Source organism: Pedococcus sp. P2_D7, assembly GCF_056404295.1.
In genome coordinates, this window is sequence record NZ_JBFUEH010000006.1 from 303,785 (window position 1) to 328,770 (window position 24,986).

Consider the following 24,986-nt stretch of genomic DNA (forward strand, 5'->3'; position numbering starts at 1 on the left):
GGTGCCCCTTGACAAATATTCTTGTCAAGGGTTCTTGCCTGCCCCAACTGCGTGGGCCGGAGGATGCTGGATGGTTCCGATGGGAGGCACCACGACGGGAGACTGGGAATGTCATTCGATCCACAGGTCTGGCTCGTCCCGGCGGCAACCGTGCCGTTCCACCGGCGAGGTCGACCACGTCACCGCCCACACGCTGCCCGGACCGAACCCGTCAACCGGTGTCCTGGTGTCGCTCGGCTTCCAGCACGTCGCCGGTTAGGAGGTCCCTACTGTCTGACCTCGCGGATCGCCGCCTGCCCGGCGCGGATGGCCCTCCCCTGCAGCGGCCCGCCGAGGAACAAACTGATCCAGCAGATGTCGAAAAGTCCTGCGGTGAGGGGGAAAAGACCCCAGGCTCCCGCCAGGATCCCCCACCAGTGATCGCGGGCGACCAGGGCGAAGAGGAGCCAGGCCGCGCCGGCTGCCATCCGGAACGCCAGGCCACTCGGCCCGTTGACCCACTGCGAGAATGCGGTTGCGTTGAACCGATCGGCCCTGGCCATCAGAGCCCCGCACCCGGGTTGAGCGCCATCGCTGTCTCCTGTCTCCACGTGCTTCCTGCTGACAGACTCAGTCTCATGAGGAGCGCTGGGCCCCACCATGACCGGGATGCCGCGGCAGCTGATCGATCCACCGCCCTGGCGACTGCCTTGGCACGGGTCAAGCTGTCCGGCGCGATCTTCCTGCACAGCGAGTACACCGAGGCCTGGGCCTACGAGTCGATGGCGTCGCAGGACCTGGCCGCCGTGTTGGCCCCCGACGCCGCGCAGATCGTGATCTTCCACGTCGTCGTCTCCGGCAGCTGCTGGATCGAGGCCGGGTCCCACATGGTCTGGGCCCACGAGGGCGACGTGATCGTGCTGCCCTACAACGACCAGCACCGGATGGGTGGCCAGGAGACGGCTGAGATCGTCCCGGTCATGCAGCTCATCGACCCGCCGCCGTGGAATGCCTTGCCGCACATAGTCCACGGCCTCGGAGGGGCGCGCAGCGAGCTCGTGTGCGGCTTCCTCGCCTGTGACGACCGGTTGTTCGACCCGAGCTTGGGCGTCTTCCCGCCCGTGTTCGTCGTGACCCCGCCGGAGGGACCGATCCGTTCGTGGGTCAAGGCCAGCAGCGACCTGGTCCTCCAGCAGACGAGCCAGGTCGCCGACGACCGCATCGCGGCACCGACCGACATACCGCAGCTCCTGCTTCGTGAGGTGCTCAAGCTGCACCTGGCCAACGCGCCGGCCACAGACAGCGGTTGGCTCGCCGCGCTACGCGACCCCGTGGTCGCACCGGCGCTCGCCGCCATACACGGCGACCCAGGCCGCAAGTGGACCCTGACAGACCTCGCCCGCGCGGCGACCACGTCGTCGAGCGTCCTCGACGAACGATTCCGGGCAGCGCTCGGACTGGCGCCTATCCGCTACCTCACCGGCTGGCGGATGCACGTGGCCGAGGACCTCCTGCGCACGACGACGTTGCCGGTCGCCGCGATCGCGCCGCGGGTCGGGTACGAGTCGGAGGAGGCCTTCAGCCGCGCCTTCAAGCGCGACCACGGGACCGCCCCCAGCGTCTGGCGCGTCGCACCCTGACCCGCCCCAGGACGCGCCGCGGCTCGGTGTCGCTAGGCACCGGCGCTCGTCCCCGGGTCGTAGCCACTTTGCCCGACGCGCCCGCCCGCCTCACGGCATACGCTGGACAGGACGACCGCAGGGATCGCCTGAGCAACAGGGACAAGGGCCGCCGCCAGCACACCGGTCTGGCGAACGAGCCGATCGTTGCGGAGGCGCGATGAGGGAAGCCTGGGAGCTCGTGACCTCGGGACCCGAGGATGCGGTCCAGTCCGTGCTGCTCCTGCCGGGCGGGGCGAACGCGGCCCGCTCGTTCGACCTGGTGATGGCTGAGCCGGCGCTGTCGCGGGTGCGCCTGGTGGCCACGACCCTTCCGGGTATGGCTGGCGCGCCGCTGGGCGAGGATCCATCCGTCCCCGGCATGGCCCGTCGGGCCGGCGAGCTGGCGGAGCTGCACCGTTGCGATGTCCTCGTGGGTTTCTCGCACGGCGCCACGGTCGCGCTGGAGGCGCTGCTGTCGGGTCACTTCCGCGGTCCGGTCGTCTTGCTCGGCATCAGTCTGACGACTGAGGACGAGGCGTGGTTCTTCCGCGCAGTGGTGCGGGCATCACAGCGGGTCGGCCGCTGGCCGATGGCCGGCATGCTTGGCCTCCTGCCCCTCATGGCCCGGTCCGCCAAGCTGCCTGAGCAGCACCGTCGCGAGCTGGTCGAGGACCTCAGGCAGAACAACGCACGGGACTCGGTCCGTGTATGCCGCGACTACCTGGACTACATCGCCGCGGACACCGACTACGCCACCCGGCTGGCTGCATCGGACACACCGGCGTGGGTCGTCCACGCCGAGAAAGGGGATGGGGGGCTCACCGAGGCGGAGCGCGCCACCCTCCAGGCGGCTGCCCACGTGACCCTGGTGACGATCCCCGGTTCGGTGTTCCTCCTGCCCGACGAGGCGCCTCAACAGACAGCCGCGGTGATCGCCACCGCCCTGTCGCGAGCGACCTGACCACCCGATCACGGGACGCGGTAGGTCGGCTCTGGGCGAAGAATCGGTCAGGGTCGTCTCGGGCGCGCAAGTACTCGTCAGGCTCGCGCCATTCGGCCACGCACCTGATCAGCTGGACTGGCTGCTGCAGCCGTCATCGCGACCATCAGGTCGATCGCTGCGGCGTTCGACAGCCCTAGGTCCACGCAGAGCGATCGCCAGGTGCCGAACGACAGGGCGTGCGCGACCGCCGCCTGCACGCTCTTGCGCCGCCGCATGGGCAGCCCACGGGTCAGCCGCGCCAGCCATTCGCTTTCCCGGGCAAGCCGGGCCGCTTTGATCCTGGCTGGCACGACGGCCGCGTCCCGATGGACCGAGGTGAGCATCGACTCGCCGTCGCGGAAGTAGCGGTAGATGTCGGTGAGGCCGGAGTGCAGCACGGCAAAGGGGTCGCCACCGACTTCCCACGCGTCGGGGTCTGGGAGCGTCTGGCGAGAGAGCCACTGCCCCGAACAGGCCAGGAACAGGGACTCGTCGTCGGGGAAGTGCCGGTACACGGTGGCCCGGGTGACGTCGGCCCGCTCGGCGATCGCGGAGATGGTGGTACGAGCCGGCCCCACCTCGGCATGAAGGGCTTCGGCGGCGTCGACGATGCGGGCCCGAGTTCGCTGCTCGTCTTCGGCGCGCTTCACCTTGCGATACGCACGTTGTTTCGCCGAACTAGTGTGTTCAGTCAAAGTCTTGACACCAACTCTCGTGAGCGCGACGATTTCGTAGTACACCACTGTACGCGGTAATGATGAGGAGCCCGCGCATGAGCATCGAGGCACCGGAACTGACGATCCTTCAGCCAGGCGAGGGACAGGAGACCTTCCTCGGCACGATCGGGGTGGTCTTCAAGCTGTTCGGCGAGCAGACCAACGGGCTCGTGTCGATCGTCGAGCACCCGTTCCCCGTCGGCGCCTGCGTTCCGCCGCATCTGCACACCAAGGAGGACGAGTACTCCATCGTGACCGAAGGCGAGATCGGCTTCCGTTCTGGGGACCGGGAGGTGGTCCTGGGTCCGGGCGGCTACATCACGAAGCCCCGGGGCGAGACCCACACGATGTGGAACGCGGGCAAGGTCCCGGCTCGCATGATCGAGGTGATCAGCCCGGCTGGCTTCGAGCACTTCTTCTGGGGAGTCGGCGAGGCCGCGGCCGACGGCCCACCAGACCCCGAGGTCATCGCAGCTCTCGCGCGGAGACACGGCCTTGAGATGGGGGGCGCGCCGTGGCTGGACGACGTGATCGCCCGCTACGACCTCACGCCGCCGCCCGGCACCCGCTGAGCCGATTGCCTGCAGCGGGAATCGTCGCAGTCGCTCGGGCAACTGGTCGCTGACCACTGTCGATTCGGGCCGGGCTCGAACGTCATCTGGTTGGAGGCCACGCCCGGTGGCCCCGCAGAGCCGGAGGTCATCATGAGTCATTCGATCGTGCACGCCGAGATCCGTTCGAGCGACCCCGACGCAACACGAGCATTCTTCGGGGAGCTGTTCGGGTGGACCTACCCCACCGAAGGCGCCTTCCCCGGCTACACCTTCGTCGAGACAGGCGTGCCCGACGCCCTGTACACCGCGATCAGCCCGCTGCAGGGCGACGGCGACCTGGTCACGTTCTTCGTCGGCGTCGAGGACATGGCCAGCGCCATCGCCGACGCGACTCGCCTCGGCGGACGTGTCGTCCAGGAGCCGGTCAGCGTTCCCGGCGTGTCATTCGCGCTGATCGCCGACCCTCAGGGTCATGTCGTCGGTTTGGCCCAGCAAGTGTGACCGGCGCCGCGGCCCCGGTCCTAGTTCAGGAGGAGTAACCCGATGGCCACGAGCGCCGTGGCGATGGTGACCAGGACCGAGAGGAGAAACACGACTGACGACATCGGGGAAGCGACGCTCCCGGCCGGGCGAGCATTCATGGCGGCCAGCGAAGAGCGCCAGGCGGCAATGGCCAGCCCAAGCGTGAGGCAGATCCCGAGCAGGACGAAGTCGCTGTCAAACATCCATCGGGTCATACCGGACTCCGGGACCCAGCCACGCTCTAGGGCTGTTGCCACCACAGACGGAAGGCTCGCCAGGGCAAGGAGGAGAGCAGCACGCCGGACGTGGCGTGCGGCGTCTCTCGACGGCTCAACGGTCATGTCACCTTCCCGTTCGAAACGGCAGGCAATCTCATCATCGCCTGGCTCGGCATGGGTCCCGGTAGGCACGGTCGGGGAGGAAGATGTTCCATTCGTCCTTCGTGAGACCGCGTCCTGCCATCTGGCACGTCTTCGCTGTCCACGTTTCGGCACGGAGGTCCCACGTCCTGACCGAGCCGTCGGCGCCTGCGATGACCAGGGTTGACGGGTTCAGGAACCCCATGGCCGCCTCGGCAACAGCAACTGCACCGATGAACTCGCCGGTGCGGCCGTTCCAGACGGCCACCTTCTTGAGGTCACTGGTGGCGAACGCACTTCCGTCGCTGGAGAAGGCGCTGTACGGACCGCCATACGGCTGGGCGGCGCTCGGTCGCGCGATCCAGTCACGAGACTCCGCGTCGAGCAACCCGATCTGGTCGCCCTTGGTCGCGCCGATCCGCTGGCCGTCCGGTGAGTAGATCCCGGACGCGGGTGGTGGAGTGGGATCCACCCGTCCGGAGCGGAAGTCCACGAAACGGGGGCCGTCCCTCCCGTTGACCAGGACGGTGTGCCCGTCCGGGCTGGCGTCGAGGGAGACGATCGCGCCGACTCCCACGGGGACGGCCGACCGGATCAGCTTCAGGGTGGATGCGTCCAACACGTGGATCATCCCGCCTGCGGTGCCGACGAGGAGGAGCCTGCCGTCCCTGGTGAAGCCTGCGGTGCTGACGGCATCGGGGGCGACGCTCGCCCTGGCGATCCTGCGGCCGGTCCATGGATCCCACACCTGCACGAGGTCATCGCCATAGACCCCCACCAGGCGCTGGTGGTCGGGTGACCAGGCGAGGTCCGCCCACCGCCCCCCGGTCGTTCCCGGGCGGATCAGCGGGCCGACCTTTCCGGTCGCCACGTCGCGCGCCTGGAGCTTTTGGCCACCCCAGTAGGCGATCGCCTGGCCGTCGTCCGACACGCGTGCGGGGCCGTCCGGCTCGTCCCGCGGAGGGCCCGGCCTCACGGGCAGGAATCGCCGGCTGCCTTCGACGTCCCACGCCAGGACGCGGCCGTTGATCCCGGCCGTGTACAGCGTCCGCCCGTCAGGGCTCAGGGCCGGTGCCATCGTGCCCCACCGGTCGGTGCGGAACATCTCGGCGGGCTCAGGGCCGCTCAGGTCCCAGACGACATATCCGTCGTCGCTGCTGGCCAGCCGGGTGCCGTCGGCGGAGAAGCTCACATTGCCCGGGCGACCCTTGGTGACAGCGCGTTGGCGCACCCGCAGCGTGGCGGTGTCGAGGAGCGCCACGTCAATGCCCAGGGGGATGGCGATGGTTCGGCCGTCCGGGCTGAGCCTGAAGTCTTCGGGGAGTCCGGCGAAGCCGAGCTCCTCAAAGGTCACGGCGTGGCGCAGCGTCCCGGCGGGCAGGTCCCACATCCGGAAGTCGGTGCCCTCGGTGTAGAGCGTCCTGCCGTCCTTGCTGACACCGACGAACCTGACCCATGTGGGCATGGTCAGCAGGGCTGCCGGCGTGTCGGGGGCGCGCGCGTCCCACACCGCCACGAGCCACCGCTCGTCCTTGCGGAGCGCGACTGCCAGCCAGCGTCCGTCGGGGCTGAAGCTGGCCCGGTCGTAGGCGAAGAAACCCGCCGGTATGCCGCGTGGCTGGCGCGGCGCCAGCCGCCCCTGCACGTCGAGCAGGCGAACCGGTAGTGGGTTGGTGCGACCCTCACCCTGTTGCTGGCTGGTCAGGTCGCCCGCGGAGACCGCGAGCAGCGTGCCGTCCGGGCTGTACTCGGCGGCCAGGGCACCCCCCACCCGGTTGCGACCAAGCTCGCGCAGGGTCGTCCCGTCGAAGACGACCACTCCCGCATCAAGGGCCCCCACGGCGACGCGCCCGTGCACGGCACTGGTCGAGACGGTGAAGATCGCCCCGACGTCGGCGTGCACGGATCTCAGCAGGCCGGGCAGCCTGTCGACCTCGGCCAGGAGGTTGCTGCGCGTGTCAACGGAGTCGTACGCCGCGACGCCGGCCATCGCGAGCATGAGCGAGGTGTCTGCCTCCCCGGAGGCCAAAGCCTGGGCGCCGACGCGTCTGGCATCGGCGGCCAGGGCCTGGGTGTCGGCGCGTTGCGCTGCTGTCACGGCTATGGAGCCGGCGACGATGGCCACCGCCAGGAGGGCGGCCACACCGGCAAGCAGCGTCCGCAGGCGACGGTTCGTGCGGCGCTCGAGCCGGATCTGTGCTTCGGCGTTCCTGCGTTCTTGCTCGGCCGTCCGTTCCGATGAGTCGAGGAACTCCTGTTCGGCCGCCGTGAGGTCGGGTGCCGCGGCCCGGCGCCACTCCACCGCCCTGTCGAGCCGGACCCCTCGGTAGAGCTCGCTATCGGGTCTGCCCATCGACGACCAGGTCTCCGCCGTCACGACGAGGTGACGCAGAATCCGCTGGCCCTCGACGTCGTCGTCCAGCCAAGCGCGCAGCCGTGGCCACACCCGCGCCAGCGCCTCATGAGCGATCTCGAGGGAACCGTCGTCGCTGCTGACCAGACGGGCGCGCACCAGCTGCTCGATGATCGCTTCGTGCTGCTCGTCGATGGCGAGCTGGTGCCGGGCCATCCGCGTCCTGACCGGGTCGCCGTCAGGATTCGGGGAAACCAGGCGGAGCATGAGATCTCGCAGCATGCCTCGCTGGTCCGGCTCGACCTGCTCGTAGACCGCCTCCGCGGACTGCGCCACCGCCTCGCGCACCCCACCAGAGGCCGTGTAGCCGCCCACGGTCAGCGTGCTGCCCTCGCGGCGCTCCCAGGTCTGGCGGAGCACGTGCGACAGCAGGGGCAGCGCGCCCGGCTCGCCCTCGACCTCCCGCACCACGAGGTCCACGAGTCCGGGTTCGAGCCGAAGGCCGGCCCGCCGGGCGGGGCCTTCGACAGCGCTGTGCAGGTCCTCGACTCCCATTCCTCCCAACACATAGAGGCCGCGCTCGACGAGCCGTGCCAGCTCGAGGTGCTCAGATAGCCCGCCCAGCCGGTCCGCTCTGAAGGCGACGACCAGGGCGCCCGTCTCACAGTGCTGCACCAGCGCGTCGAAGAACGCCGACTGCTCCGTGGCGTCGCCGTCTGAGGCGAGCGCCTCCTCGCACTGGTCCACCACGAGGACGGCCCGCTTGGACCGCAGCGCGCTGAGGGCGTCGAGCGGATGGGCGCCAGGGGTGACCACCACCACCCGTCGGCCATCGCGCTGGAGCGCAGCCCCCACCCCGGCGCGCACGAGGGACGACTTCCCGGATCCGGACGGGCCCACCACAGCCAGGACGCCCGCCGTGTCCAGCCGTGCCAGGCAGGAGGTCACGTCGGTGTCCCGACCAAAGAACACCTCGCTGTCCCACAGCTCGTAGGGCAGAAGGCCGGGATAGGGACACGTGACGCTCGACTCGGGCATGGCTGTCGCCGCTACCAGGGAGGGGTCCTGCCGCAGGATGGCCTGCTCGAGCTGCACCAGCTCGGGGCCCGGGTCCAGCCCCAGCTCCGTGCCGAGCATCGACCGGGCACGCCGCAGGGTCTGCAGTGCGTCGCCCTGCCGCCCTGACTGGTACTGCGCCAGCGCGAGGAGCGCCCACCGGCGTTCCCGCATCGGCGCATCGACGACCCGCGCCTGAGCGCTCTGGAGCACCTCCCGCTGGCGCCCGACCCGGAGGGCGGCCTCTGTCTGCAGGTCTTCTGCGTCGAGGCGCAGCTCGGACAGCCGCTCGGCGAAGGCGCGGCCAGGTGCCCACTCCTCGAGGTCCGCCAGTGGTCGGCCGCGCCAGAGGTCCAACGCCTCACCCGCGAGGAAGGCCACCCGCTCCGGCTCACCACGGGCCAGGTGTTCCCCGGCGAGTGCCACCAGCCGCTCGAAGCGACGGTGATCGAGGCCGTCAGCGTGAACGACGAGACGGTATCCGTGTGGCGTCGTCTCGATGACCTCGGCCCCCAACGCCTTGCGCAGCCGCATCACACACCCCTGCACGACCTTGGGCCATGACTCCGGTGGCGCGTCACCCCACAGCGCGTCGGCCAGCACCTCCAGGCTCAGCTCCTCGCCCGGCCACACCGCCAGGGCTTCCAGCACGACCCTGTCTCGTGGCGGCAGGCCACGAGGGAGGTTTTCGAGCGCTCCGGTCACCACGAGTGGCCCGAGGACGCCAATGTCCATGCGCCTCACAGTCCTCCGGCCTGAGACCGCGGTCAATCGTGCTGATACCCCGCTGATACCGCCCCAGCACCGGGCTGGAACCACCTCGTGTCAGAACGGTCTGACCACGGGAGGTCCGGCACCCAGGTCGACCGCCCTCGAGTCTCAAAGGAACCGATCATGTTCACCACTCGCCGCACCATCGCCACAACGATCGCCACCTCCATCGTCATGACCAGCCTCCTCGGCGCCGGAACCCTCCCCGCCAGCGCCCGCCAGGACCCGGGCCCGAAGGTCGTCCAGATCATTCCCGACGACCGCCCCTGCGCACTCGCCCGGGTGGGGACCCAGTTCGTCAAGTGCGACAACCTCACCGGCAATGGTGTGCCCGCTCCGAGCTGGATCCCTCTCGCCTGACCATCCGTCGCTTCGGGATGCCGCTCAACCTTGGCCTTCCCGGTTCTGGTTCATGAGTGAAGCCCTACATCGCGCCAGGATCTGCGCTTTCCGGGTCGCCCTGCGTCTCCGCCATGGTGGCGAGGACGAGCTTGCGGACCTCGTTGGCGCCCGGCAACGTCAGTGCCTGCCGCGCCAGGGATGCGCACTGCTCGACGTCGAGCTGACGGATGGCCGCCTTGACCCTGGGAACCGCGGGAGGCGAGACGCTGAGCTCTCGAACGCCGAGCCCGACCAGGACCGGAATGGCTAGTTCGTCGGAAGCCGCCTCGCCACAGACAGCAACGTCGATTCGACCCTTCGCTGCTCGACAGACGTGGTCGATCAGGCGGAGCACGCCCGGGTCGAGGGCGTCTGAGAGGGCGGCGACGGCGCCGTTCCCGCGCTCTGCCGCGAGCGTGTACTGGGTCAGGTCGTTGGTGCCGATGCTGACGAAGTCGACGTACGGCAGGAAGGCCTCGATCTTGAGCGCAGCGGCGGGGACCTCGATCATCGTGCCGATGTGCAGACCGGAAGGCAGGCCCAATGGTCCGGCAGCTTCGATGAGGACCTGTCTCGCCTCGATCATCTCGTCGGGGGTCGAGACCATGGGGAGCATGATGCTGGTCGGGGAGTGCCGCGCCGTGTGGCAGATGGCGGCCATCTGATCGCGCAGCAGGTCCCGGTGCGTCAGGCTCAGCCGTATGCCGCGCTGGCCGAGGAACGGGTTGGCCTCCTGTGGCATGGGCAGGTATGGCAGTGGCTTGTCTCCGCCGACGTCGAGGGTTCGCAGGGTGATGCGCCGACCCTCCATGGCCTCGGCGATGGAGTCGTACTGGTTCTGCTGTTCGTTGATGTCGGGAGCGGCGGTCCGGTCGAGGAAGAGGAACTCCGTGCGCACCAGGCCGGCGCCGTCCGCCCCGGCCGAGAGCGCGGCCCGCGCGTCGCTCAGGGATCCGAGGTTGGCAGCGACGAGGATGCGCGTGCCGTCACGGGATACCGCGGGCTGGTCGGCAAGGGCAACCTGCCGAACACGTTGCTGCGCGGCCTCGGCGGCCCGGCGCTGGTACTCGTCGATCAGCTCGGGCGCGGGATCGAGGTGCAGCGCGCCGGTCCCGCCGTCCAGGAGGATCGTCGTGCCTTCGGGGATGCCCAGTACCTCGGGGCCGGCCGCGACGACGACCGGGATGTCGCGGGCCCGCGCCAGGATGGCCGCGTGCGAGGTGGCACTCCCCTGGGCGAGGACCACTCCGGTCACCTGAGCGAGGTCCAAGCCTGCGGTCTCGGCGGGCGTGAGGTCGCTGGCAACCAGAACACCCTGTCCCGTCATCTGGCGTGCTGGTTGGCCGGTCAGAGCCTGCAGCACCTGTTCGCCCACCGCGTGGACGTCGGCTGCTCGCTCCCGGAGGTAGGGGTCGGGAAGCTCGGCCCACTGTCGTTCGATGTCGGCAAGTGCGCCGGCCCAGGCGGCAACCGCGCCAGTGCCGGGACGAATGCGGGCCTTGACGTCGCCGAGCAGTTCGGTGTCGGTGAGAAGGGACAGGTGCGCGTCGAAGATGCTGGCCTGGTCAGGCCCGACTTCGCGTTCGGTGAGAACCCGGACGTGCTCGATCTCGCGGCGTACGGCCGCCACAGACTCCAGGACCCGCCGCCATTCCGCGGCCGGCTCCCCCGCGGGTTGCTGGTCCAGGTCGACGGGCGCTGCGGCAAGGCGGCGGACCGGCCCGATGGCGATTCCTGGGGAGGCTGGCAGCGGTCCGCTGCGACGGGGGGTGGGTCGGGGCAGAGCGAGTCGTGCTGGGACCTGCTCGGGGGGTTCGTCGAACCGTCGCCTGGCGAGCGCGAGGACGTGCTCGACGGCCTCCTGGGCCTGCGGCCCGGTGGCACGAACCTCGACGTCGTGCCCCTGCAGCGCCGTGAGCGTTGCGACTCGGCTCAGGCTGGCGGCAGGAACAGGCCCGGCGCCGGTGGTGAGGTTGCGCAGCTGGACGGACGCATCGAGGGCGCGCACCTCGCTGACGAGTCGGGCGGCCGGTCGGGCGTGCAGGCCGTGGGGGTTGGCCACTGGAAACACTCCGACGACGGCTGCTCCAGCCTCGTCGCCGGGTTCCGGCGTGATCCCGGGCTCCGGGGGCGACAGGTGCGCTGCCTTACCCATCACCGCGTTTCGCGCCTCAGCCGCGACCTCCGCCCTGCTGGCGCCTCCCGCTGCGGCGACAGCGGCAACGATGAGGCCTTCGACCAAGGGGGCCGGCGACAGCGTCACACGATCGCGGATGGAGGTGTCCTGAAGGAGGTCGAGCGCCAGCTCGGCACTGAGTACCGCGCTGCCGAGGTCCATCAGGACCACGACGCCGCCTGGGCCGTCCGCCCGTTCGATCGCCTGCATGATGCTGACCGCGTCGGTGCCGAAGGTCGTTCCATCAAGGCCGGCCGCCACTTCGATCTTCACCGGGCGGCCATGGAGCATCTCCCCGGCCAGCGCCACGGCCGCCAGGGCGAGCGCGCGGCTGTGGGAGACCACGACCAGGCCGACACGGCACTCGGTGTCTGTTGCGGGCGGGTTGGCGGATGTGCCCTCGGTCATTGGTACTGCCCTCCGCTGCTGCTCGTGCTGAACGTGAGTGTTCGATGGCGGGCCGGCTCAGGAGGCCGCATCGGCTGCAGCTTCGAGCAGCAGCGCCACGCTCGCCGCCCCGGGATCCTGATGGCCCACGCTGCGCTCCCCGAGGTAGCTGGCCCGCCCTTTGCGCGCCAGCATGGGTGTGGTGGCATCGCGACCCGCAGCGGCGGCATCCCGGGCCGCCTTGAGCCCGGTGGCCAGGGAGGCGTGGTCGGCGAGCGCTGCCTCCAGCGCATCGACGGCAGGCGCCAGGGCGTCATACATCGTCTTGTCGCCGGGGGCGGCCTTACCTCGATCGACGATGCCTCCGAGACCGGCTCGCAGCGCCGCTGCGACGTCGCCTGCCGAGACCGTTTCGGCGGTGGGCCCCAGCGAGCCGCCCATCCTCATGAAGAACGTCCCGAAGAGAGGCCCGCTGGCCCCGCCTACCGTCGAGACCAGCGTCATCCCCACCTTGGTCAGCAGCGCGCCCGCCGTCGGCGGCTGGCTTTCATCGAGCGCAGCCACGGCGGCCTTCATGCCCCGGTCCATGTTCGACCCGTGGTCGGCGTCGCCGATCGCTGCGTCGAGCTCGGTCAGGTGCTCGCGGTTGGTGGCGATGAGATGTGCGAATCCGCGCACCCATTGCTCGAAGACCGCCGTGGTCACGGTGTCGCTCATGCTCAGATGCCCCATCTCAATGCTGCGGTGTTGACAGGAGCGTCCCAGAGGGAGAGCAGCTCGTCATCGACCCTGAGCAGGGTGATCGAGACGCCGGCCATGTCGAGTGAGGTGATGTAGGAGCCGACGAGCGACCGGGCGATGGGCACGCCGCGCCCGCCGAGGATCTTCTGGACCTCGTTGAAGATCACGTAGAGCTCGATGAGCGGGGTGCCGCCGAGACCGTTGACGAACGCGATGACGGGGTTGCCCCTGGCGAACGGCAGGTCGGCCAGAATCGGCTCGACCAAAAGGGCGGCGATCTCGCTCGCCGGGGCGAGCGGCAACCGCGCCCGGCCGGGTTCTCCGTGGATGCCGACACCGAGCTCCATCTCGTCGTCGCCCAGGTCGAAGGTCGGGCGGCCTGCAGCCGGCACCGTGCACGAGGTGAGGGCAAGGCCCATGCTTCGACCGTTCTCGTTGACGGTGCGCGCGACCTGGGCGACCTCGTCGAGGTCACGACCCTGCTCCGCCGCCGCTCCGGCGATCTTCTCCAGGAGGACGGTGACGCCGACTCCCCGTCGCCCAGCGGTCCAGGTGCTGTCCTGGACCGCCACGTCGTCGTCGGTGACCACCGACACGATGCGGGCTCCGGTCTCCGCGGCCGCCATCTCTGCCGCCATCTCGAAGTTCATCACGTCGCCGGTGTAGTTCTTCACGACGTGCAGGATCCCTGCCCCTCCGTCAACCAGCTTGGTCGCGGCCAGGATCTGCCCCGGCACCGGGGAGGTGAAGATCTCACCGGCACACGCCGCGTCGAGCATGCCCAGGCCGACGAATCCGCCGTGCAGCGGTTCATGCCCGGACCCTCCACCGGAGATGAGGCCCACCTTGCCTTGCTTGGGCGCGTCACCGCGGTAGATGACCTTGCTGTCGTGGTCGACCCGCAGGTCGGGGTGAGCGGCTTCGATGCCGCGCAGTGCCTCCACGACGACGTCGTTCGGGTCGTTGATCAACTTCTTCATCAGAGTCTCTTTTCGCAGTCAACGGGTTCGAGAGGCGTCAGACGGTGCTGGTCTGACGAGAGATGGTGGCCTGCGGGTCGGGGTCTCCGAGGTCCAGCCCGGGAGCCGCGACGGCACGGTCAGCCGGGGTGCGGGTGAGCAGGCCGTACAGCAGGGCGGCCACCACTCCGGCGAGGAGCTCGGCCGCGAGGTACACCGGGAGCTGGGCCCACTTCACCTCGCCACCCGCGAGCTGCTGGACAAGCATGGGACCCACGGTACGAGCCGGGTTGATGGATGCGCCCGTTGCCGGAGCGACAGGGATGATGGCCGCGAAGACGACCAGGCCGATGGCAACGCCGGCGAACCCCGCGGCGGCCTTGCGGTGGATGACCCCGAAGATGGTGAACACGAGGATGAAGGTGCCCACGAACTCGGCCGTGAAGGCCTGCAGCCAGCTGATGTCGCCGTAGGAAGCAACACCCAGGCCCACGTCGCTCGCCTTGTGACCGAGGACACCGATGATCGCGGCAGCCCCGACGATCGCACCGACGACCTGGGCTCCGATGTAGGCCGGCACCTGGGCCCACGGGAACTTGCCGGATACGGCCAGGCCCAGGGTGACCGCCGGGTTGATGTGGTTGCCGCCGACATGCCCCAAGGCGTAGACGGTGGCAACGACCACGGTGCCGAACGCCAGGGAGATGACGCCCAGGTCGGCCATGGTGAACGGCGCCTTGCCGTTGACGATGAGAGTGGCGGGGACGGATCCCACGCCGATGAACACCAGGAAAGCCGTTCCGATGACCTCAGCGCCCAAACGCTGGAGGAGATTGGTCTCGTCAAGCATCGCCCTTGCCCCTTTGCAAGTTGTCTGAATTGTATTCGATATTGTCGAACGTGATTTGGAGGCTACCCCTATGATTCACTGGACGGCAAGAGTTTTCGTGAAGTAGGTCACAGCGGAGAGGACAAACGTGATCCAATCGGTCGATCGCGCCATCCGGGTTCTCAGCGCGCTTCAGGGAGCGCGGCGGATGAGCCTGTCGGAGCTGGCCGCCCGCCTCGATCTCGCGCCCTCGACCACTCACGGGATCGTCCGCAGCCTGGTCGAGCACGGGATGGTGGTGCAGGAGCGCGGTTCGAGTCGCTATCAGCTCGGCCCGGCCGTTCTTCGGCTCGGCAACGTCTATCTCGACACGTTGGAGCTCAGGTCCAAGGCCATCCCCTGGGCCGAAGACCTCGCCCGGCGCACGGGTCTGGCCGTGCGCACCGGCGTGCTCCTCGTCGACGACGTCGTGATCATCCACCACGAGCCGCGCCCGGATGGCAGTCGCCAGATGCCGGAGGTGGGCATTGTCATCCCGGCCCATGCGAGCGCCCTCGGCAAGGCTCTGCTCGCCTTCCTGCCTGAGGATGAGAAGCGAGTGCTGACCTCAGGAGAGCTGCGCAGCATGACCGGCGAGACGATCACCTCCGCCGACCAGCTTCGCGAGCAGCTGGAGGAGATCCGTTCGACCGGCATCGCCCTCGAGCAGGACGAGGCTGTGCTTGGTGAGAGCTCGCTGGCGAGCCCTGTCTTCGATTCGTACGGAGAGGCCGTCGGGGCCGTGGGGGTCGTGATCCCCTCGGATGGCGACGTTGCCCGCCACGAGTCGCGTGACCTGGTTCGGGACACGGCGCGATCCGTGTCGCGGGAGCTGGGCGCGCAGGCGTGGCCCCCACGCGTGGATGGGCGCAACTAGAGCGCACCATCACACGCGGTGTGTGGTGCGAGGGCGCCCCCACCGGTGAGCTCCTGCCGCGGCGAGGGCACCAAGGCCCAGCAAGACTCCTGCACAGATTCCGTTGATCACCATGGCAATGAGGAAGTTGACGGGCATGGGGAAGACGGGCTCGCCACCTCCAGGCACCCAGTGGGTGAGCAGAAATTGCGCCGTGGTCAGCACGAACGCGCCGAAGAGGGCACACCGCACGATGCTCGAGGCGCGTCTCGTCCAGCCGATGGCGAACCCGAACAGGACCGTGGCCACCCACACTGTGACCATGAGCCCAGCCGCCAGGTGATAGGCCGAGGCGGAAGGCTCCGGGGCGGTCAAGAACGCCGCCGCCTGGGTAGCGACCAGCGCAAGGAGCCACAACACCAGCGCCGCGAGCAGGTATCCGTTCCAAGGCTGCGGCATCACCCGTCGGATCAGACTCGCGAACGCTTGCATGGCAGCTCCTGAGAAGTCTTCTCTGTCCTGCAACGGGTTACCCACAAACCATCTCGCCGGCCACGACGCATGTCATCAGCCGCACGGTCCGAGTGCGTCATCCGCGGGGCCACCGTTGTGGACCCGAGGACGACACAGACCCGCTCCATCGGCCTGACGTCACTGCCCATGAGGCGCGACAATGGGGAGGAGGATCAGCGCCTCACTGTGGTTGCCCGCTGGCTGGCCGCCGGGGACCCGGGAGACGTCGAGGCGTTCGCGCGATGGCAAGGTTTCCGAAGCGTGGGAGATTGCGGACGTCGGCTCCGTGGCCGAACAGGTGGACCCCTGACGAACCGGGAGGGCCTCAGCGCAAGAGCAGGTTGAGGCCGACTGTCAGCACCACCGACAGGAGCACTGACACGAGGATCATCATGAGGCAGCCTGCGGCGCCCCCGAGGGGCCGGACGTCGACTCTTCCCATACGCATGCGGCATGTCTACCCCGCGCTGCCTCCGTTCACACCATGCGCGGGAGTCGGGGCGCACCCCGTCCTGGCAGCGTCCGCCTTCCAACTGGGGCTCAGTGGGCCACGCTCACGCGGACGGTTTGCTCGCCTCCATGGCGGCCTTCACGTCGGAGGCATAGAGACCGGAACGCTCCTGCCCTGACAGCTCACCGATCGCGTCCATCGTGGCATCCGTGATGGCTCGCAACAGGGCAGCCTTCTGGAAGCGAGCCGAGAGACCGCCGACGTCGACCGGCATACCGAACTTGACGGTGACCTTCGCGGGGCGGAAACCGTTGGAACCAGAGGGCTGCACGTGGTCGGTGCCGATCACGGCGCAGGGCAGCAAGGTCGCCCCGGTGGAGAGCGCCATGCGGGCCACGCCGGTGCGGCCGCGGTGCAGCCGCCCGTCGGGCGAGCGGGTGCCCTCGGGATAGACGCCGAAGGCCTCCCCCTGGCGCAGCACGTCCTCCGACAGCTCGAGCGACGCACCGGCGGCCCGCGGGTCGGAGCGGTCTACGGGGATGGTGCCGGCCGTCGAGTGGAACCAGCGCACGGCAGCCCCACGCAGACCAGACCCCTGGAAGTACTCGGCCTTGCCGAGGAAGTGCACCTGTCGTCCCGAGGCGAGCGGGATCACGATCGAGTCGATGAACGACAGGTGGTTCGACGCGACGATGAGCCCACCCTCGCGCGGCACGTTCTCGCGACCCTCGACGTGCAGCCCGGTGAGCAGCTTGAGCGGGGGCCCGATGAGCACATGGCGCATCACGGCACGGCTCACGGCGTCGTTGACGCTGGCCGTGCTGAGACCGCGCGCCCTACCTGGCCGCACGCACTACTCCCACTCGATGGTGCCCGGCGGCTTGCTGGTCACATCGAGCACGACCCGGTTGACCTCACGGACCTCGTTGGTGATGCGCGTGGAGATCTTGGCGAGCACGTCGTAGGGCACGCGGGTCCAGTCGGCGGTCATCGCGTCCTCGGACGAGACCGGGCGCAGCACGACGGGGTGACCGTAGGTGCGCCCGTCACCCTGGACGCCCACCGAACGAACATCGGCGAGCAGCACCACCGGGCACTGCCAGATGTCGCGGTCGAGCCCAGCCGCCGACAGCTCGTGTCGCGCGATCGCGTCAGCGGCCCGCAGGATCTCCAGCCGCTCGGCAGTCACCGAGCCGACGATGCGGATGCCGAGCCCCGGCCCCGGGAAGGGCTGGCGCCACACGATCGCCTCCGGCACCCCGAGCTCGAGACCGACCTGGCGCACCTCGTCCTTGAAGAGCGAACGCAGCGGCTCGACGAGCTTGAACTGCAGGTCCTCGGGAAGCCCGCCCACGTTGTGGTGCGACTTGATGTTGGCTGCGCCCGTGCCGCCGCCGGACTCGACGACGTCGGGGTAGAGCGTGCCCTGGACCAGGAACTCCACGGGGTGGTCGGAGTCACCGCGCGACCCTACGACGTCACGGGCGGCCTGCTCGAAGACGCGGATGAACTCGCGGCCGATGATCTTGCGCTTCTCCTCGGGGTCCGACACCCCGGCCAGCGCCGACAGGAACTGCTCGCGCGCGTCCACGACCACCAGGTCGACCCCGGTCGCCGCGACGAACTCCTTCTCGACCTGCTCGGCCTCCCCGGCGCGGAGCAGACCGTGGTCGACGAAGACACAGGTCAGCTGGTCGCCGACGGCCTTCTGCACCAGGGCCGCCGCGACGGACGAGTCGACGCCACCGGACAGCGCGCAGAGCACCCGGGAGTCGCCGACCTTCTCGCGGATCGCGTCGACCAGCTCGTCGACCACGTTGGAGGCGGTCCAGTCGGGCGAGAGCCCGGCCCCGCGGTAGAGGAAGTTCTCCAGCACGCGCTGCCCGAACGTCGAGTGCATCACCTCGGGGTGCCACTGCACGCCGTAGAGGTGCCGCTCGTCGTCCTCGATGGCCGCGACCGGGGCACCAGCCGTGGTCGCGGTGACGGACATGCCGGCGGGGGCCTCGGTGACCGAGTCGCCGTGGCTCATCCAGACCGACTGGTCGACGGGCTGGCCGTTGAACAGCGTCGACTCGGTGTCGGAGACGTTCGCCGGCGTCGCGCCGTACTCACCCAGCCCGGTGTGGGCGACGGTCCCGCCGAGCGCCTGCGACATCGCCTGGAAGCCGTAACACATGCCGAACACCGGCACGCCGGCCTCGAGCAGGGCCCGGTCGAGCTCGGGGGCCCCTTCCTCGTAGACCGAGGAGGGGCCACCGGAGAGCACGATGGCCGCAGGGTCCTTGGCGAGCATCTCGGCCACCGCCATCGTGTGGGGCACGACCTCGCTGTAGATCTTGGCCTCACGCACGCGCCGCGCGATCAGCTGCGCGTACTGCGCCCCGAAGTCGACCACCAGCACCGGCCGAGCCTGGAGAGGGGTGGCCGGCTCGTCCGAACGCTCGGCGTCGGGGGCCTCCACCCGGTCGTCGTCCTGGGCCTGGGTCACCACGTCGGCGGCTGCGGGGTCGCTCACGCGCACAGGCTACCGGCGTGCCCCAGCCAGCCGCGCCTCGGTCTCACTGGCGACCTTGCGCTCTGCCCAGAACGACAGGAACGGCACGACCCCGGCCAGCATGACCAGCACCATCTTCCCGAGCGACCAGCCGACCTTGAACCCGAGGTTCGCGGTGGCGACGAGGTAGACGATGTAGATGAACCCGTGCGGCTGGGGCCACCAGTCCAGGACGTGGTTGTCGAACCCGTAGCGCAGCACCATCTCCGTCACGAGGACCAACAGCCCCACGCCGACGACGAACGCCATCACCTTGAAGAAGCCGAGCGCCTTGCGGGCGGCCTCGACGTCCTTGATCTCACTCACACCGGTCTCAGTCACGCTGGGCATCCTCTCGCACCATCCTGAACCACATGAACGCGGCAAAGCCGCCAAAGATCCACCACTGCAGCGCGTATGCCGCGTTGCGCCACTTCAGGCCGCCCGTCACCTCGGGCGGCGGCACCCGCTTCACCCCGTCCGGTGCCGGGATCCCGACTCCCGCACCGGTCTTCTCCGCCTGGGCGAAGACGAACGCGTTGTAGAGCTCTCCCGGCCACTCGTTGACCAGCAGCGAGAAGTCGATCGATCCGCGAGCCTCCTGCGGCCAGGCGGGCAGACCGGCAGGCGGGTCGGCCGGCGCCTCCCCCGGCGCGAGGGTGCCGTCGACCGACACCACCCCGGCAGGCGGGTCGATCGGGGTCGTCGTGTCAGTGACGAAGCCGCGCACGACGGCGAGCCGCGCACCCGTCTCGGTCACGTCCAGCGGCGTCACGACCCAGTAGCCGGTGACCCCGCCGAGGCGGCGCGGCCCGACGAGGAACTGGTCCGACGCGGCATACCTGCCGATGGCGGTGACGGCACGGTTGGACTGCGGGTTCGGGAACGCCTCGTGCGGTCGGATGACCGTGTCGAGCAGCGCGGGGCGCGCCTCGTGCGCCTTGCGCAGCGCATCGGCGAGCCCCTTGTCCTGAGCGACGTGCAGCTGCCACAGCCCGAGCTGGGCGCAGGCGGCCATGATCGCGAGCAGCAGGGCGAACAGGCCCAGCCAGCGAGGCTTCAGGGCGGTTCGCAGCACCGGGTCAGGCTACGGGAAGCCTCGAGTCGTCGAAGACGAGGATGCTGCCGCCGTAACAGGCGACCCACACCATCTTCCTGGTCGGCTCGTAGGTGATGCCGATCGGGTGGTAGTCGGTCTTGACCTCGTCGACGACCTCGAGATCGGACGTGCGCAGCTTGGTGACCGTCGACGACGCGTAGTTCACCGAGTAGATGGCTGCCCCGTCCGTCGAGATCGCCAGCGACCTCGGCTGCTCGCCGGTGCGGACCCACTCGAGCACCGTGCCGGTGCGTCGCTCGACCTTGCTCACGGTGCCGTCGCCGTTGTTGGTGACGTAGAGGAACTTCCCGTCCGGGCTCTCGACGACGTGTCGCGGGCCGTCCCCGGTCTGCGCGAAGGGGTGCACCGTCCGGGCGGCGAGGTCGACCCGGACCACCCGGTCCGAACCCATCAGCGCGATGTAGGCAGTGCGGCTGTCGGGAGAGACCGCGATGCCGCGAGGGTACTTGCCGCCCAACGGGATCCGCGCCGCCTCCTTCCCGGTGGAGGCGCTGATCAGGGACAGGTCCCACGAGCACCAGTTGGTGACCAGCACGGTCTTGCCGTCGGGCGTCACCGCGACGTACTTGGGCACCGACCCGACCGCCACGACCTTGTCGATGGCTAAGGTGGTCGTGTCGACCCGGTAGACCGTGCTGGGCGACGTGCCGTCGCCCTTGGTGCACGTGTCGAGCCCCTCGGAACCGTAGCCCTTGCCGGACATCGAGTAGTTAGACACCCACGCGTAGCGCCCGTCCGGGGTGAAGGCCGCCTCGACGGGCGAGCCCTTCGAGGTGCCCTCGTGCCCCTTGACGCCGAACGACGCGAGGTCGACGGAGTCGTCGATGGACTTGAGCCGCGCGCCGTCGGCCCGGAAGGCCGTGATGGTGTGCTTGTACATCATGTTCTGGGCGAAGACGAGGCCCTGCTTCGAGGCCACCACGGACTTCGGGGTCAGGTCGCCACTCAGGCGCAGGACCCGCACCATGGCCGTCTTCGCCGCGGGACCGGGGGCGCCCTGGACCTCGACCGGGTGGGGTGTCGGCACCGCGATGGTGGGCATGGGAGCCGCCGGCTTGGCGGCCGCGGGCCGGGGAGCAGCGGCCTCAGCGGGGCCGCCGGAGAGGACGCCGACCAGCCGGCTGACCCCGAGGACGCTGAGCGCCACGAAGGCCACGACGACGAGGAGCGCAACGCGCCTGCGGCGCACGTAGACGGCTTCCTTGCGCACCATCATCGCCAGTCACCCCTTCCGCAGGTCACGGTATGCCGCGTGCTCGCGGCCGCCCCGAAGGCTCACCGGGCGGGCGGAAAATCGGTGTCGGGGTGTCGTCGCCGCGGCATACGGTGGGGACCCTGATGCAGACGATCCCGTTCCCTGACCCCGGCCGACCCGACACCCGCAGCACCACGCAGTTCATGCTCTGGGTCGGTCGGCAGCAGTGGCGCACCCAGGTGCTCGGGATGCTCGCGGGCATGGCCTGGATGCTGGCGATCGCGTTGGTGCCGGCCGCAGTTGGCAAGGGCGTCGACGACGGCATCGTCCCGGGCGACCTCGGTGGTCTGGTCCGCTGGGCCCTGGTGCTGATCGGGCTCGGCGCGATCTGCGCGGTCACGGCCGCCATCCGGCACTACTTCGCTGTCTACAACTGGCTCTTCGCCTCCTACCGCGGCGCGCAGCTCACCGCCCGGGGAGCCGAGCGCGCCGGGCCGGCCCTGACGCGCACGATGCCCTCGGGTGAGGTCGTGGCGGTCTTCGCCAACGACGTGATGCGGCTCGGCGGCCTCTACGACGTGATGGGTCGGTTCTCCGGCGCCGTGGTGAGCTACGCGGTGGTCGGCGCCATCCTGCTGGCCGCATCGCCCGCCCTCGGGTGGCTGGTGCTGCTCGGCGGTCCGGTCATGCTGGCCAGCCTGAGCCTCATCGTCCGGCCGCTCCAGCGACGCCAGGCGAGGCAGCGCGAGGAGGCCGGGCGCCTGACCACCCTCGGCGCCGACACCGTCGCCGGGCTTCGGGTGCTGCGTGGCATCGGTGGCGAGCAGACCTTCCTGCGCCGCTACGAGCAGCAGTCGGCGAGGGTCCGCGAGCGCGGGTTCCAGGTCGCCGGCATCCAGGCGGCCCTCGACTCCGCCGAGGTGCTCATCCCCGGCATCTTCGTGGTCCTGGTGACCTGGCTCGGCGCGCGCGAGGCGGTGACCGGTGACATCACCGCCGGTCAGCTGGTGGCCTTCTACGGCTACACGGCGTTCCTCACGATGCCGCTCCAGACCGCGATCGAGGTCGTCGACCGGGGCATCCGGGCGCAGATCGCCGCGGGCAAGATGCTGCGCGTCATGGCGGTCCAACCCGACCATGACGCCGCGAGGCCGGGCACGGTCCCGGTGCCGTCCGCCGACGCCGACCTCGTCGACCCGTTGTCCGGCACGGTCATCCGCGGCGGCCTGCTGACGGCCATCGTGTCCGCGCGGCCGGAGGAGTCGTCGGCAGTGGCCGACCGCCTGGGCCGACACGGACCCGGTCCGCACCAGACGACCTGGGGTGGCGTGCGCCTCGACGACCTGTCGATCGCCGACGTCCGCCGGCACGTCGTGGTCAGCGAACCCGACCCCCGACTGTTCACCGGGGTGCTGCGCGAGCAGCTCGGGGGCCACGCCCACGGACGCGCTGCAGCCGACCGCGAAGTGCTGTCCGCCCTCACCACGGCGAGCGCCCTCGACGTGCTCGACGCGGTCGCCGACGGCCTCGACGGCACCGTCGAGGAGCGCGGTCGGTCCTACTCGGGCGGCCAGCGCCAGCGCCTGGCGCTGTCGCGGGCGCTGCTCACCGAGGCCCCCGTCCTCGTGCTGGTCGAGCCGACCAGCGCGGTGGACGCCCACACCGAGGCACGCATCGCCGGCCGGCTCGCCGAGCACCGGCGCGGTCGCACGACCGTGGTCACCACCGTCAGCCCGCTGCTGCTCGGCCAGGCCGACGTGGTCGTGGTGCTCGAGGACGGGCTCGCCACGCTCACCGGCACGCACCGCGAGCTGCTGGACCACGCGGCATACCGACACATCGTGATCCGCGGAGAGGAGGACGACCAGTGATCACCGACCACGCCCGACGCACCCTGCCGATCGCCGACATGGCTGGGGTCTGGCAGCACACCCACGGACTCGTGCGCGAGCACCGCGGGCTCGTGACGCGAGTCCTGGGGCTGCACGCCCTCGCCGCGCTCGCGGCCCTGGCCGCTCCGTGGCTGGTGGGCCGGCTCGTCGACGTCGTCAGCGGCCACCGGGGAGACACCGGCACCGTCGACAAGATCGCGATCGGCCTGGCCGTGGCCGTCGTCGCGCAGACGGCGCTGACCTGGGCCGCGCGCCGGTGGTCGTTCATCCTCGGGGAGACCGTGTTCGCCGAGCTGCGAGAGCAGTTCGTCGGCCGCGCGGTCAACCTGCCACTGTCCACGGTCGAGCGAGCGGGCACCGGTGACCTCGTGGCCCGCACCACGAACGACGTCGAGGCCCTGTCCCACGTGGTGCGGTTCGGCATCCCGTCGCTGTTCGTCGCCTCGATGACGGTGCTGATGACGACGGTCGCGGCGCTGTTCACCTCGCCCCTGGCCACCCTGCCGATCCTGCTGGGGCTGCCGTTCTACTGGTTCTCGACGCGGCGCTACCTGCGGCACGCGTCGGACGGCTACCTCTGGGAGCGCGCGACCTACGCCCAGCTCAACGGCGTCGTCGCCGAGACCGTCGACGGGGCGCGCACGATCGACGCGCTCTCGCTCGGCGAGGCGCGGCGGGCGCGGTTCCACGGGGCCCTGCGGGAGTGCTTCCAGGCCGAGCGCTACACCCTGAACCTGCGGCTGCACTGGTTCCCGGCGGTGGTCTTCGGCTACTACGTGCCGACGGCGGGCGCGGTGCTCTGGGGCGGCTGGCTGGCGATCAACGGCCACATCAGCGCCGGGGCGGCCACGGCGGTCACCCTCTACATCCACCAGATGACCAACCCCCTCGACGAGGTGCTCGGCTGGCTCGACGAGATCCAGGTCGGCGCGACCTCCTTGGCGCGCGTGATCGGCGTGGGCGACGTGCCGCCCGACCGCGTCGCCACCGGGGAGGAGCCCGACGGTTCCGACCTGGCGGTCGACGACGTGCGCTACGCCTACCGACCCGGGCACGACGTGCTGCGGGGCGTCTCGCTCGACCTGCGACCCGGCGAACGGCTCGCCATCGTGGGCCCGTCGGGTGCGGGCAAGTCGACCCTCGGCCGCCTGATGGCCGGCATCGACGGGCCTCGCGAGGGCAGCGTCGAGGTCGGGGGCGTGCCCCTGGTCGACCTCACCCTCGGCCGGCTGCGCGGTGAGGTGGCCCTGGTGACCCAGGAACACCACGTCTTCGTCGGCACGCTGGCCGACAACCTGCTGCTCGCCCGACCGGGTGCGTCCCGCAAGGAGCTCGACGACTCCTTGCGCGCCGTCGACGCCCACGAGTGGGTAGCCGGGCTGCCCGAGGGCCTCGACACCCGGGTGGGCAGCGGCGGCCACCCGCTCAGCGAGGCTCAGTCGCAGCAGGTCGCGCTCGCCCGCCTGGTGCTGGCCGACCCGCACACGCTCGTCCTCGACGAGGCCACCTCGCTCCTCGACCCGCGTGCCGCGCGCCACCTCGAGCGCTCGCTCGCTGCCGTGGTCGAGGGACGCACCGTGGTCGCGATCGCCCACCGGCTGCACACCGCCCACGACGCCGACCGGGTGGCCGTGGTCGAGGACGGCGTGGTCACCGAGATCGGCACGCACGACGAGCTGGTCGCCGCCGACGGTCCGTATGCCGCCTTGTGGGCCTCGTGGCGCGACCAGCCCGGGGCGGCCTCGGGGGCCACCGGGAGAAATGTCTCAGGGGCGCCGTAACCCCCGCTCACCAGCGTCGTTGTCTGGGTGGTGTGGCTGGAGACCCACCCCCCGGCTCGTCTCCAGCCACACCGCTGGGACGGTGGTCGACGCAGCGCAGGGGCGTGCGTCGCCCACCGTCTTTCTCCATTCCCGCACTGCTGGCCAGCCATGCCCCACCGGACCGGCGAAGACCGC

23 protein-coding genes are annotated in these 24,986 nt (G+C 70.0%); 8 read left to right on the forward strand and 15 right to left on the reverse strand.

Translation table 11 applies throughout. From position 1 onward, the window contains the following. Window positions 1–266: 266 nt before the first annotated feature. On the reverse strand, window positions 267–542 hold the full coding sequence (locus AC1DWJ_RS16440; RefSeq protein WP_477621373.1) for a hypothetical protein: 276 nt from the start codon (window positions 540–542) through the stop codon (window positions 267–269). A gap of 75 nt (window positions 543–617) precedes the next feature. On the opposite strand from AC1DWJ_RS16440, the gene AC1DWJ_RS16445 reads away from it, so the two are divergent. Both AC1DWJ_RS16445 and AC1DWJ_RS16450 read left to right on the forward strand, forming a co-directional pair. Next, the gene (locus tag AC1DWJ_RS16445; protein WP_477621374.1) at window positions 618–1,619 is read left to right on the forward strand and encodes an AraC family transcriptional regulator; all 1,002 of its coding nucleotides are present in this window, start codon (window positions 618–620) and stop codon (window positions 1,617–1,619) included. Window positions 1,620–1,839: 220 nt separating this feature from the next. Further along, window positions 1,840–2,601: an alpha/beta fold hydrolase gene (locus tag AC1DWJ_RS16450; RefSeq protein ID WP_477621375.1), complete on the forward strand. Its 762-nt coding sequence runs from the start codon at window positions 1,840–1,842 to the stop codon at window positions 2,599–2,601. Window positions 2,602–2,678: 77 nt separating this feature from the next. Here the strand turns inward: AC1DWJ_RS16450 and AC1DWJ_RS16455 are convergent, their stop codons facing one another. Next, window positions 2,679–3,362 carry a TetR/AcrR family transcriptional regulator gene (locus AC1DWJ_RS16455; protein ID WP_457252709.1) on the reverse strand — a complete coding sequence of 228 codons (684 nt, stop codon included), beginning with the start codon at window positions 3,360–3,362 and terminating at the stop codon, window positions 2,679–2,681. A 32-nt stretch (window positions 3,363–3,394) separates the two neighbouring features. Here AC1DWJ_RS16455 and AC1DWJ_RS16460 point away from each other — a divergent pair, with 32 nt between their 5' ends. Beyond that, window positions 3,395–3,910 carry a cupin domain-containing protein gene (locus AC1DWJ_RS16460; RefSeq protein ID WP_457252710.1) on the forward strand — a complete coding sequence of 172 codons (516 nt, stop codon included), beginning with the start codon at window positions 3,395–3,397 and terminating at the stop codon, window positions 3,908–3,910. Window positions 3,911–4,042: 132 nt separating this feature from the next. Further along, window positions 4,043–4,393 (forward strand): VOC family protein, encoded by a 351-nt coding sequence (locus tag AC1DWJ_RS16465; RefSeq protein ID WP_457252711.1) that lies wholly within the window; start codon window positions 4,043–4,045, stop codon window positions 4,391–4,393. Between the two features lie 20 nt (window positions 4,394–4,413). On the opposite strand, the gene AC1DWJ_RS16470 is transcribed toward AC1DWJ_RS16465, so the two are convergent. After that, window positions 4,414–4,755 (reverse strand): hypothetical protein, encoded by a 342-nt coding sequence (locus tag AC1DWJ_RS16470; protein WP_457252712.1) that lies wholly within the window; start codon window positions 4,753–4,755, stop codon window positions 4,414–4,416. Window positions 4,756–4,789: 34 nt separating this feature from the next. Then, window positions 4,790–8,917, reverse strand: a complete 4,128-nt coding sequence (locus AC1DWJ_RS16475; protein ID WP_477621376.1) for an nSTAND1 domain-containing NTPase — start codon at window positions 8,915–8,917, stop codon at window positions 4,790–4,792. A gap of 159 nt (window positions 8,918–9,076) precedes the next feature. Between AC1DWJ_RS16475 and AC1DWJ_RS16480 the strand changes: the two genes are divergently transcribed. Next, window positions 9,077–9,313 (forward strand): hypothetical protein, encoded by a 237-nt coding sequence (locus tag AC1DWJ_RS16480; protein ID WP_477621377.1) that lies wholly within the window; start codon window positions 9,077–9,079, stop codon window positions 9,311–9,313. Window positions 9,314–9,377: 64 nt separating this feature from the next. On the opposite strand, the gene ptsP is transcribed toward AC1DWJ_RS16480, so the two are convergent. From ptsP to AC1DWJ_RS16500, 4 genes are read right to left on the reverse strand one after another with little or no spacing between them, the layout of a single operon-like run. Next, the gene (ptsP, locus tag AC1DWJ_RS16485; protein WP_477621378.1) at window positions 9,378–11,918 is read right to left on the reverse strand and encodes a phosphoenolpyruvate--protein phosphotransferase; all 2,541 of its coding nucleotides are present in this window, start codon (window positions 11,916–11,918) and stop codon (window positions 9,378–9,380) included. A gap of 57 nt (window positions 11,919–11,975) precedes the next feature. Next, entirely contained in the window at window positions 11,976–12,614 is a 639-nt protein-coding gene (dhaL, locus tag AC1DWJ_RS16490) for a dihydroxyacetone kinase subunit DhaL (protein WP_457252716.1), read from the reverse strand. A 2-nt stretch (window positions 12,615–12,616) separates the two neighbouring features. After that, window positions 12,617–13,618: a dihydroxyacetone kinase subunit DhaK gene (gene dhaK, locus AC1DWJ_RS16495; RefSeq protein WP_457252717.1), complete on the reverse strand. Its 1,002-nt coding sequence runs from the start codon at window positions 13,616–13,618 to the stop codon at window positions 12,617–12,619. A gap of 37 nt (window positions 13,619–13,655) precedes the next feature. Then, complete coding sequence (locus AC1DWJ_RS16500; RefSeq protein WP_457252718.1) at window positions 13,656–14,447, reverse strand: MIP/aquaporin family protein; 792 nt, start codon at window positions 14,445–14,447, stop codon at window positions 13,656–13,658. Window positions 14,448–14,574: 127 nt separating this feature from the next. On the opposite strand from AC1DWJ_RS16500, the gene AC1DWJ_RS16505 reads away from it, so the two are divergent. Further along, the gene (locus AC1DWJ_RS16505; protein ID WP_457252719.1) at window positions 14,575–15,342 is read left to right on the forward strand and encodes an IclR family transcriptional regulator; all 768 of its coding nucleotides are present in this window, start codon (window positions 14,575–14,577) and stop codon (window positions 15,340–15,342) included. Window positions 15,343–15,351: 9 nt separating this feature from the next. Here AC1DWJ_RS16505 and AC1DWJ_RS16510 read toward each other — a convergent pair whose 3' ends face one another. The 7 genes from AC1DWJ_RS16510 to AC1DWJ_RS16540 all read right to left on the reverse strand — a co-directional run bounded on the left by AC1DWJ_RS16510 (window position 15,352) and on the right by AC1DWJ_RS16540 (window position 21,157). Next, complete coding sequence (locus AC1DWJ_RS16510; protein ID WP_477621379.1) at window positions 15,352–15,813, reverse strand: hypothetical protein; 462 nt, start codon at window positions 15,811–15,813, stop codon at window positions 15,352–15,354. A gap of 346 nt (window positions 15,814–16,159) precedes the next feature. Then, complete coding sequence (locus tag AC1DWJ_RS16515) at window positions 16,160–16,282, reverse strand: hypothetical protein (RefSeq protein WP_457252721.1); 123 nt, start codon at window positions 16,280–16,282, stop codon at window positions 16,160–16,162. A gap of 106 nt (window positions 16,283–16,388) precedes the next feature. Beyond that, a complete protein-coding gene (locus AC1DWJ_RS16520) occupies window positions 16,389–17,084 on the reverse strand; it encodes a lysophospholipid acyltransferase family protein (RefSeq protein ID WP_477621380.1) in 696 nt (231 codons plus the stop codon). Window positions 17,085–17,138: 54 nt separating this feature from the next. Continuing rightward, window positions 17,139–18,749: a glutamine-hydrolyzing GMP synthase gene (gene guaA / locus AC1DWJ_RS16525; protein ID WP_477621400.1), complete on the reverse strand. Its 1,611-nt coding sequence runs from the start codon at window positions 18,747–18,749 to the stop codon at window positions 17,139–17,141. A gap of 63 nt (window positions 18,750–18,812) precedes the next feature. Continuing rightward, window positions 18,813–19,163 (reverse strand): DUF3817 domain-containing protein, encoded by a 351-nt coding sequence (locus AC1DWJ_RS16530; protein WP_457252723.1) that lies wholly within the window; start codon window positions 19,161–19,163, stop codon window positions 18,813–18,815. After that, complete coding sequence (locus tag AC1DWJ_RS16535; RefSeq protein WP_457252724.1) at window positions 19,156–19,899, reverse strand: SURF1 family protein; 744 nt, start codon at window positions 19,897–19,899, stop codon at window positions 19,156–19,158. Before AC1DWJ_RS16535 ends, AC1DWJ_RS16530 begins: the two co-directional genes overlap by 8 nt. A gap of 4 nt (window positions 19,900–19,903) precedes the next feature. Next, window positions 19,904–21,157: a YncE family protein gene (locus AC1DWJ_RS16540; RefSeq protein WP_477621381.1), complete on the reverse strand. Its 1,254-nt coding sequence runs from the start codon at window positions 21,155–21,157 to the stop codon at window positions 19,904–19,906. A gap of 122 nt (window positions 21,158–21,279) precedes the next feature. Between AC1DWJ_RS16540 and AC1DWJ_RS16545 the strand changes: the two genes are divergently transcribed. Continuing rightward, window positions 21,280–23,007: an ABC transporter transmembrane domain-containing protein gene (locus AC1DWJ_RS16545; RefSeq protein WP_477621382.1), complete on the forward strand. Its 1,728-nt coding sequence runs from the start codon at window positions 21,280–21,282 to the stop codon at window positions 23,005–23,007. 38 nt (window positions 23,008–23,045) lie between these two features. Then, window positions 23,046–24,809 carry an ABC transporter ATP-binding protein gene (locus tag AC1DWJ_RS16550; protein ID WP_477621401.1) on the forward strand — a complete coding sequence of 588 codons (1,764 nt, stop codon included), beginning with the start codon at window positions 23,046–23,048 and terminating at the stop codon, window positions 24,807–24,809. The last annotated feature ends 177 nt before the right edge of the window (window positions 24,810–24,986 follow it).

Coding starts and splice junctions, on each gene's coding strand:
- AC1DWJ_RS16440 (WP_477621373.1), bottom strand. CDS start 542: ATGGCCAGGGCCGATCGGTTCAACGCAACCGCATTCTCGCAGTGGGTC.
- AC1DWJ_RS16445 (WP_477621374.1), top strand. CDS start 618: ATGAGGAGCGCTGGGCCCCACCATGACCGGGATGCCGCGGCAGCTGAT.
- AC1DWJ_RS16460 (WP_457252710.1), top strand. CDS start 3,395: ATGAGCATCGAGGCACCGGAACTGACGATCCTTCAGCCAGGCGAGGGA.
- AC1DWJ_RS16465 (WP_457252711.1), top strand. CDS start 4,043: ATGAGTCATTCGATCGTGCACGCCGAGATCCGTTCGAGCGACCCCGAC.
- AC1DWJ_RS16470 (WP_457252712.1), bottom strand. CDS start 4,755: ATGACCGTTGAGCCGTCGAGAGACGCCGCACGCCACGTCCGGCGTGCT.
- AC1DWJ_RS16475 (WP_477621376.1), bottom strand. CDS start 8,917: ATGGACATTGGCGTCCTCGGGCCACTCGTGGTGACCGGAGCGCTCGAA.
- AC1DWJ_RS16480 (WP_477621377.1), top strand. CDS start 9,077: ATGTTCACCACTCGCCGCACCATCGCCACAACGATCGCCACCTCCATC.
- ptsP (WP_477621378.1), bottom strand. CDS start 11,918: ATGACCGAGGGCACATCCGCCAACCCGCCCGCAACAGACACCGAGTGC.
- dhaL (WP_457252716.1), bottom strand. CDS start 12,614: ATGAGCGACACCGTGACCACGGCGGTCTTCGAGCAATGGGTGCGCGGA.
- dhaK (WP_457252717.1), bottom strand. CDS start 13,618: ATGAAGAAGTTGATCAACGACCCGAACGACGTCGTCGTGGAGGCACTG.
- AC1DWJ_RS16500 (WP_457252718.1), bottom strand. CDS start 14,447: ATGCTTGACGAGACCAATCTCCTCCAGCGTTTGGGCGCTGAGGTCATC.
- AC1DWJ_RS16510 (WP_477621379.1), bottom strand. CDS start 15,813: ATGCAAGCGTTCGCGAGTCTGATCCGACGGGTGATGCCGCAGCCTTGG.
- AC1DWJ_RS16515 (WP_457252721.1), bottom strand. CDS start 16,282: ATGCGTATGGGAAGAGTCGACGTCCGGCCCCTCGGGGGCGCCGCAGGC.
- AC1DWJ_RS16540 (WP_477621381.1), bottom strand. CDS start 21,157: ATGATGGTGCGCAAGGAAGCCGTCTACGTGCGCCGCAGGCGCGTTGCG.
- AC1DWJ_RS16545 (WP_477621382.1), top strand. CDS start 21,280: ATGCAGACGATCCCGTTCCCTGACCCCGGCCGACCCGACACCCGCAGC.
- AC1DWJ_RS16550 (WP_477621401.1), top strand. CDS start 23,046: ATGGCTGGGGTCTGGCAGCACACCCACGGACTCGTGCGCGAGCACCGC.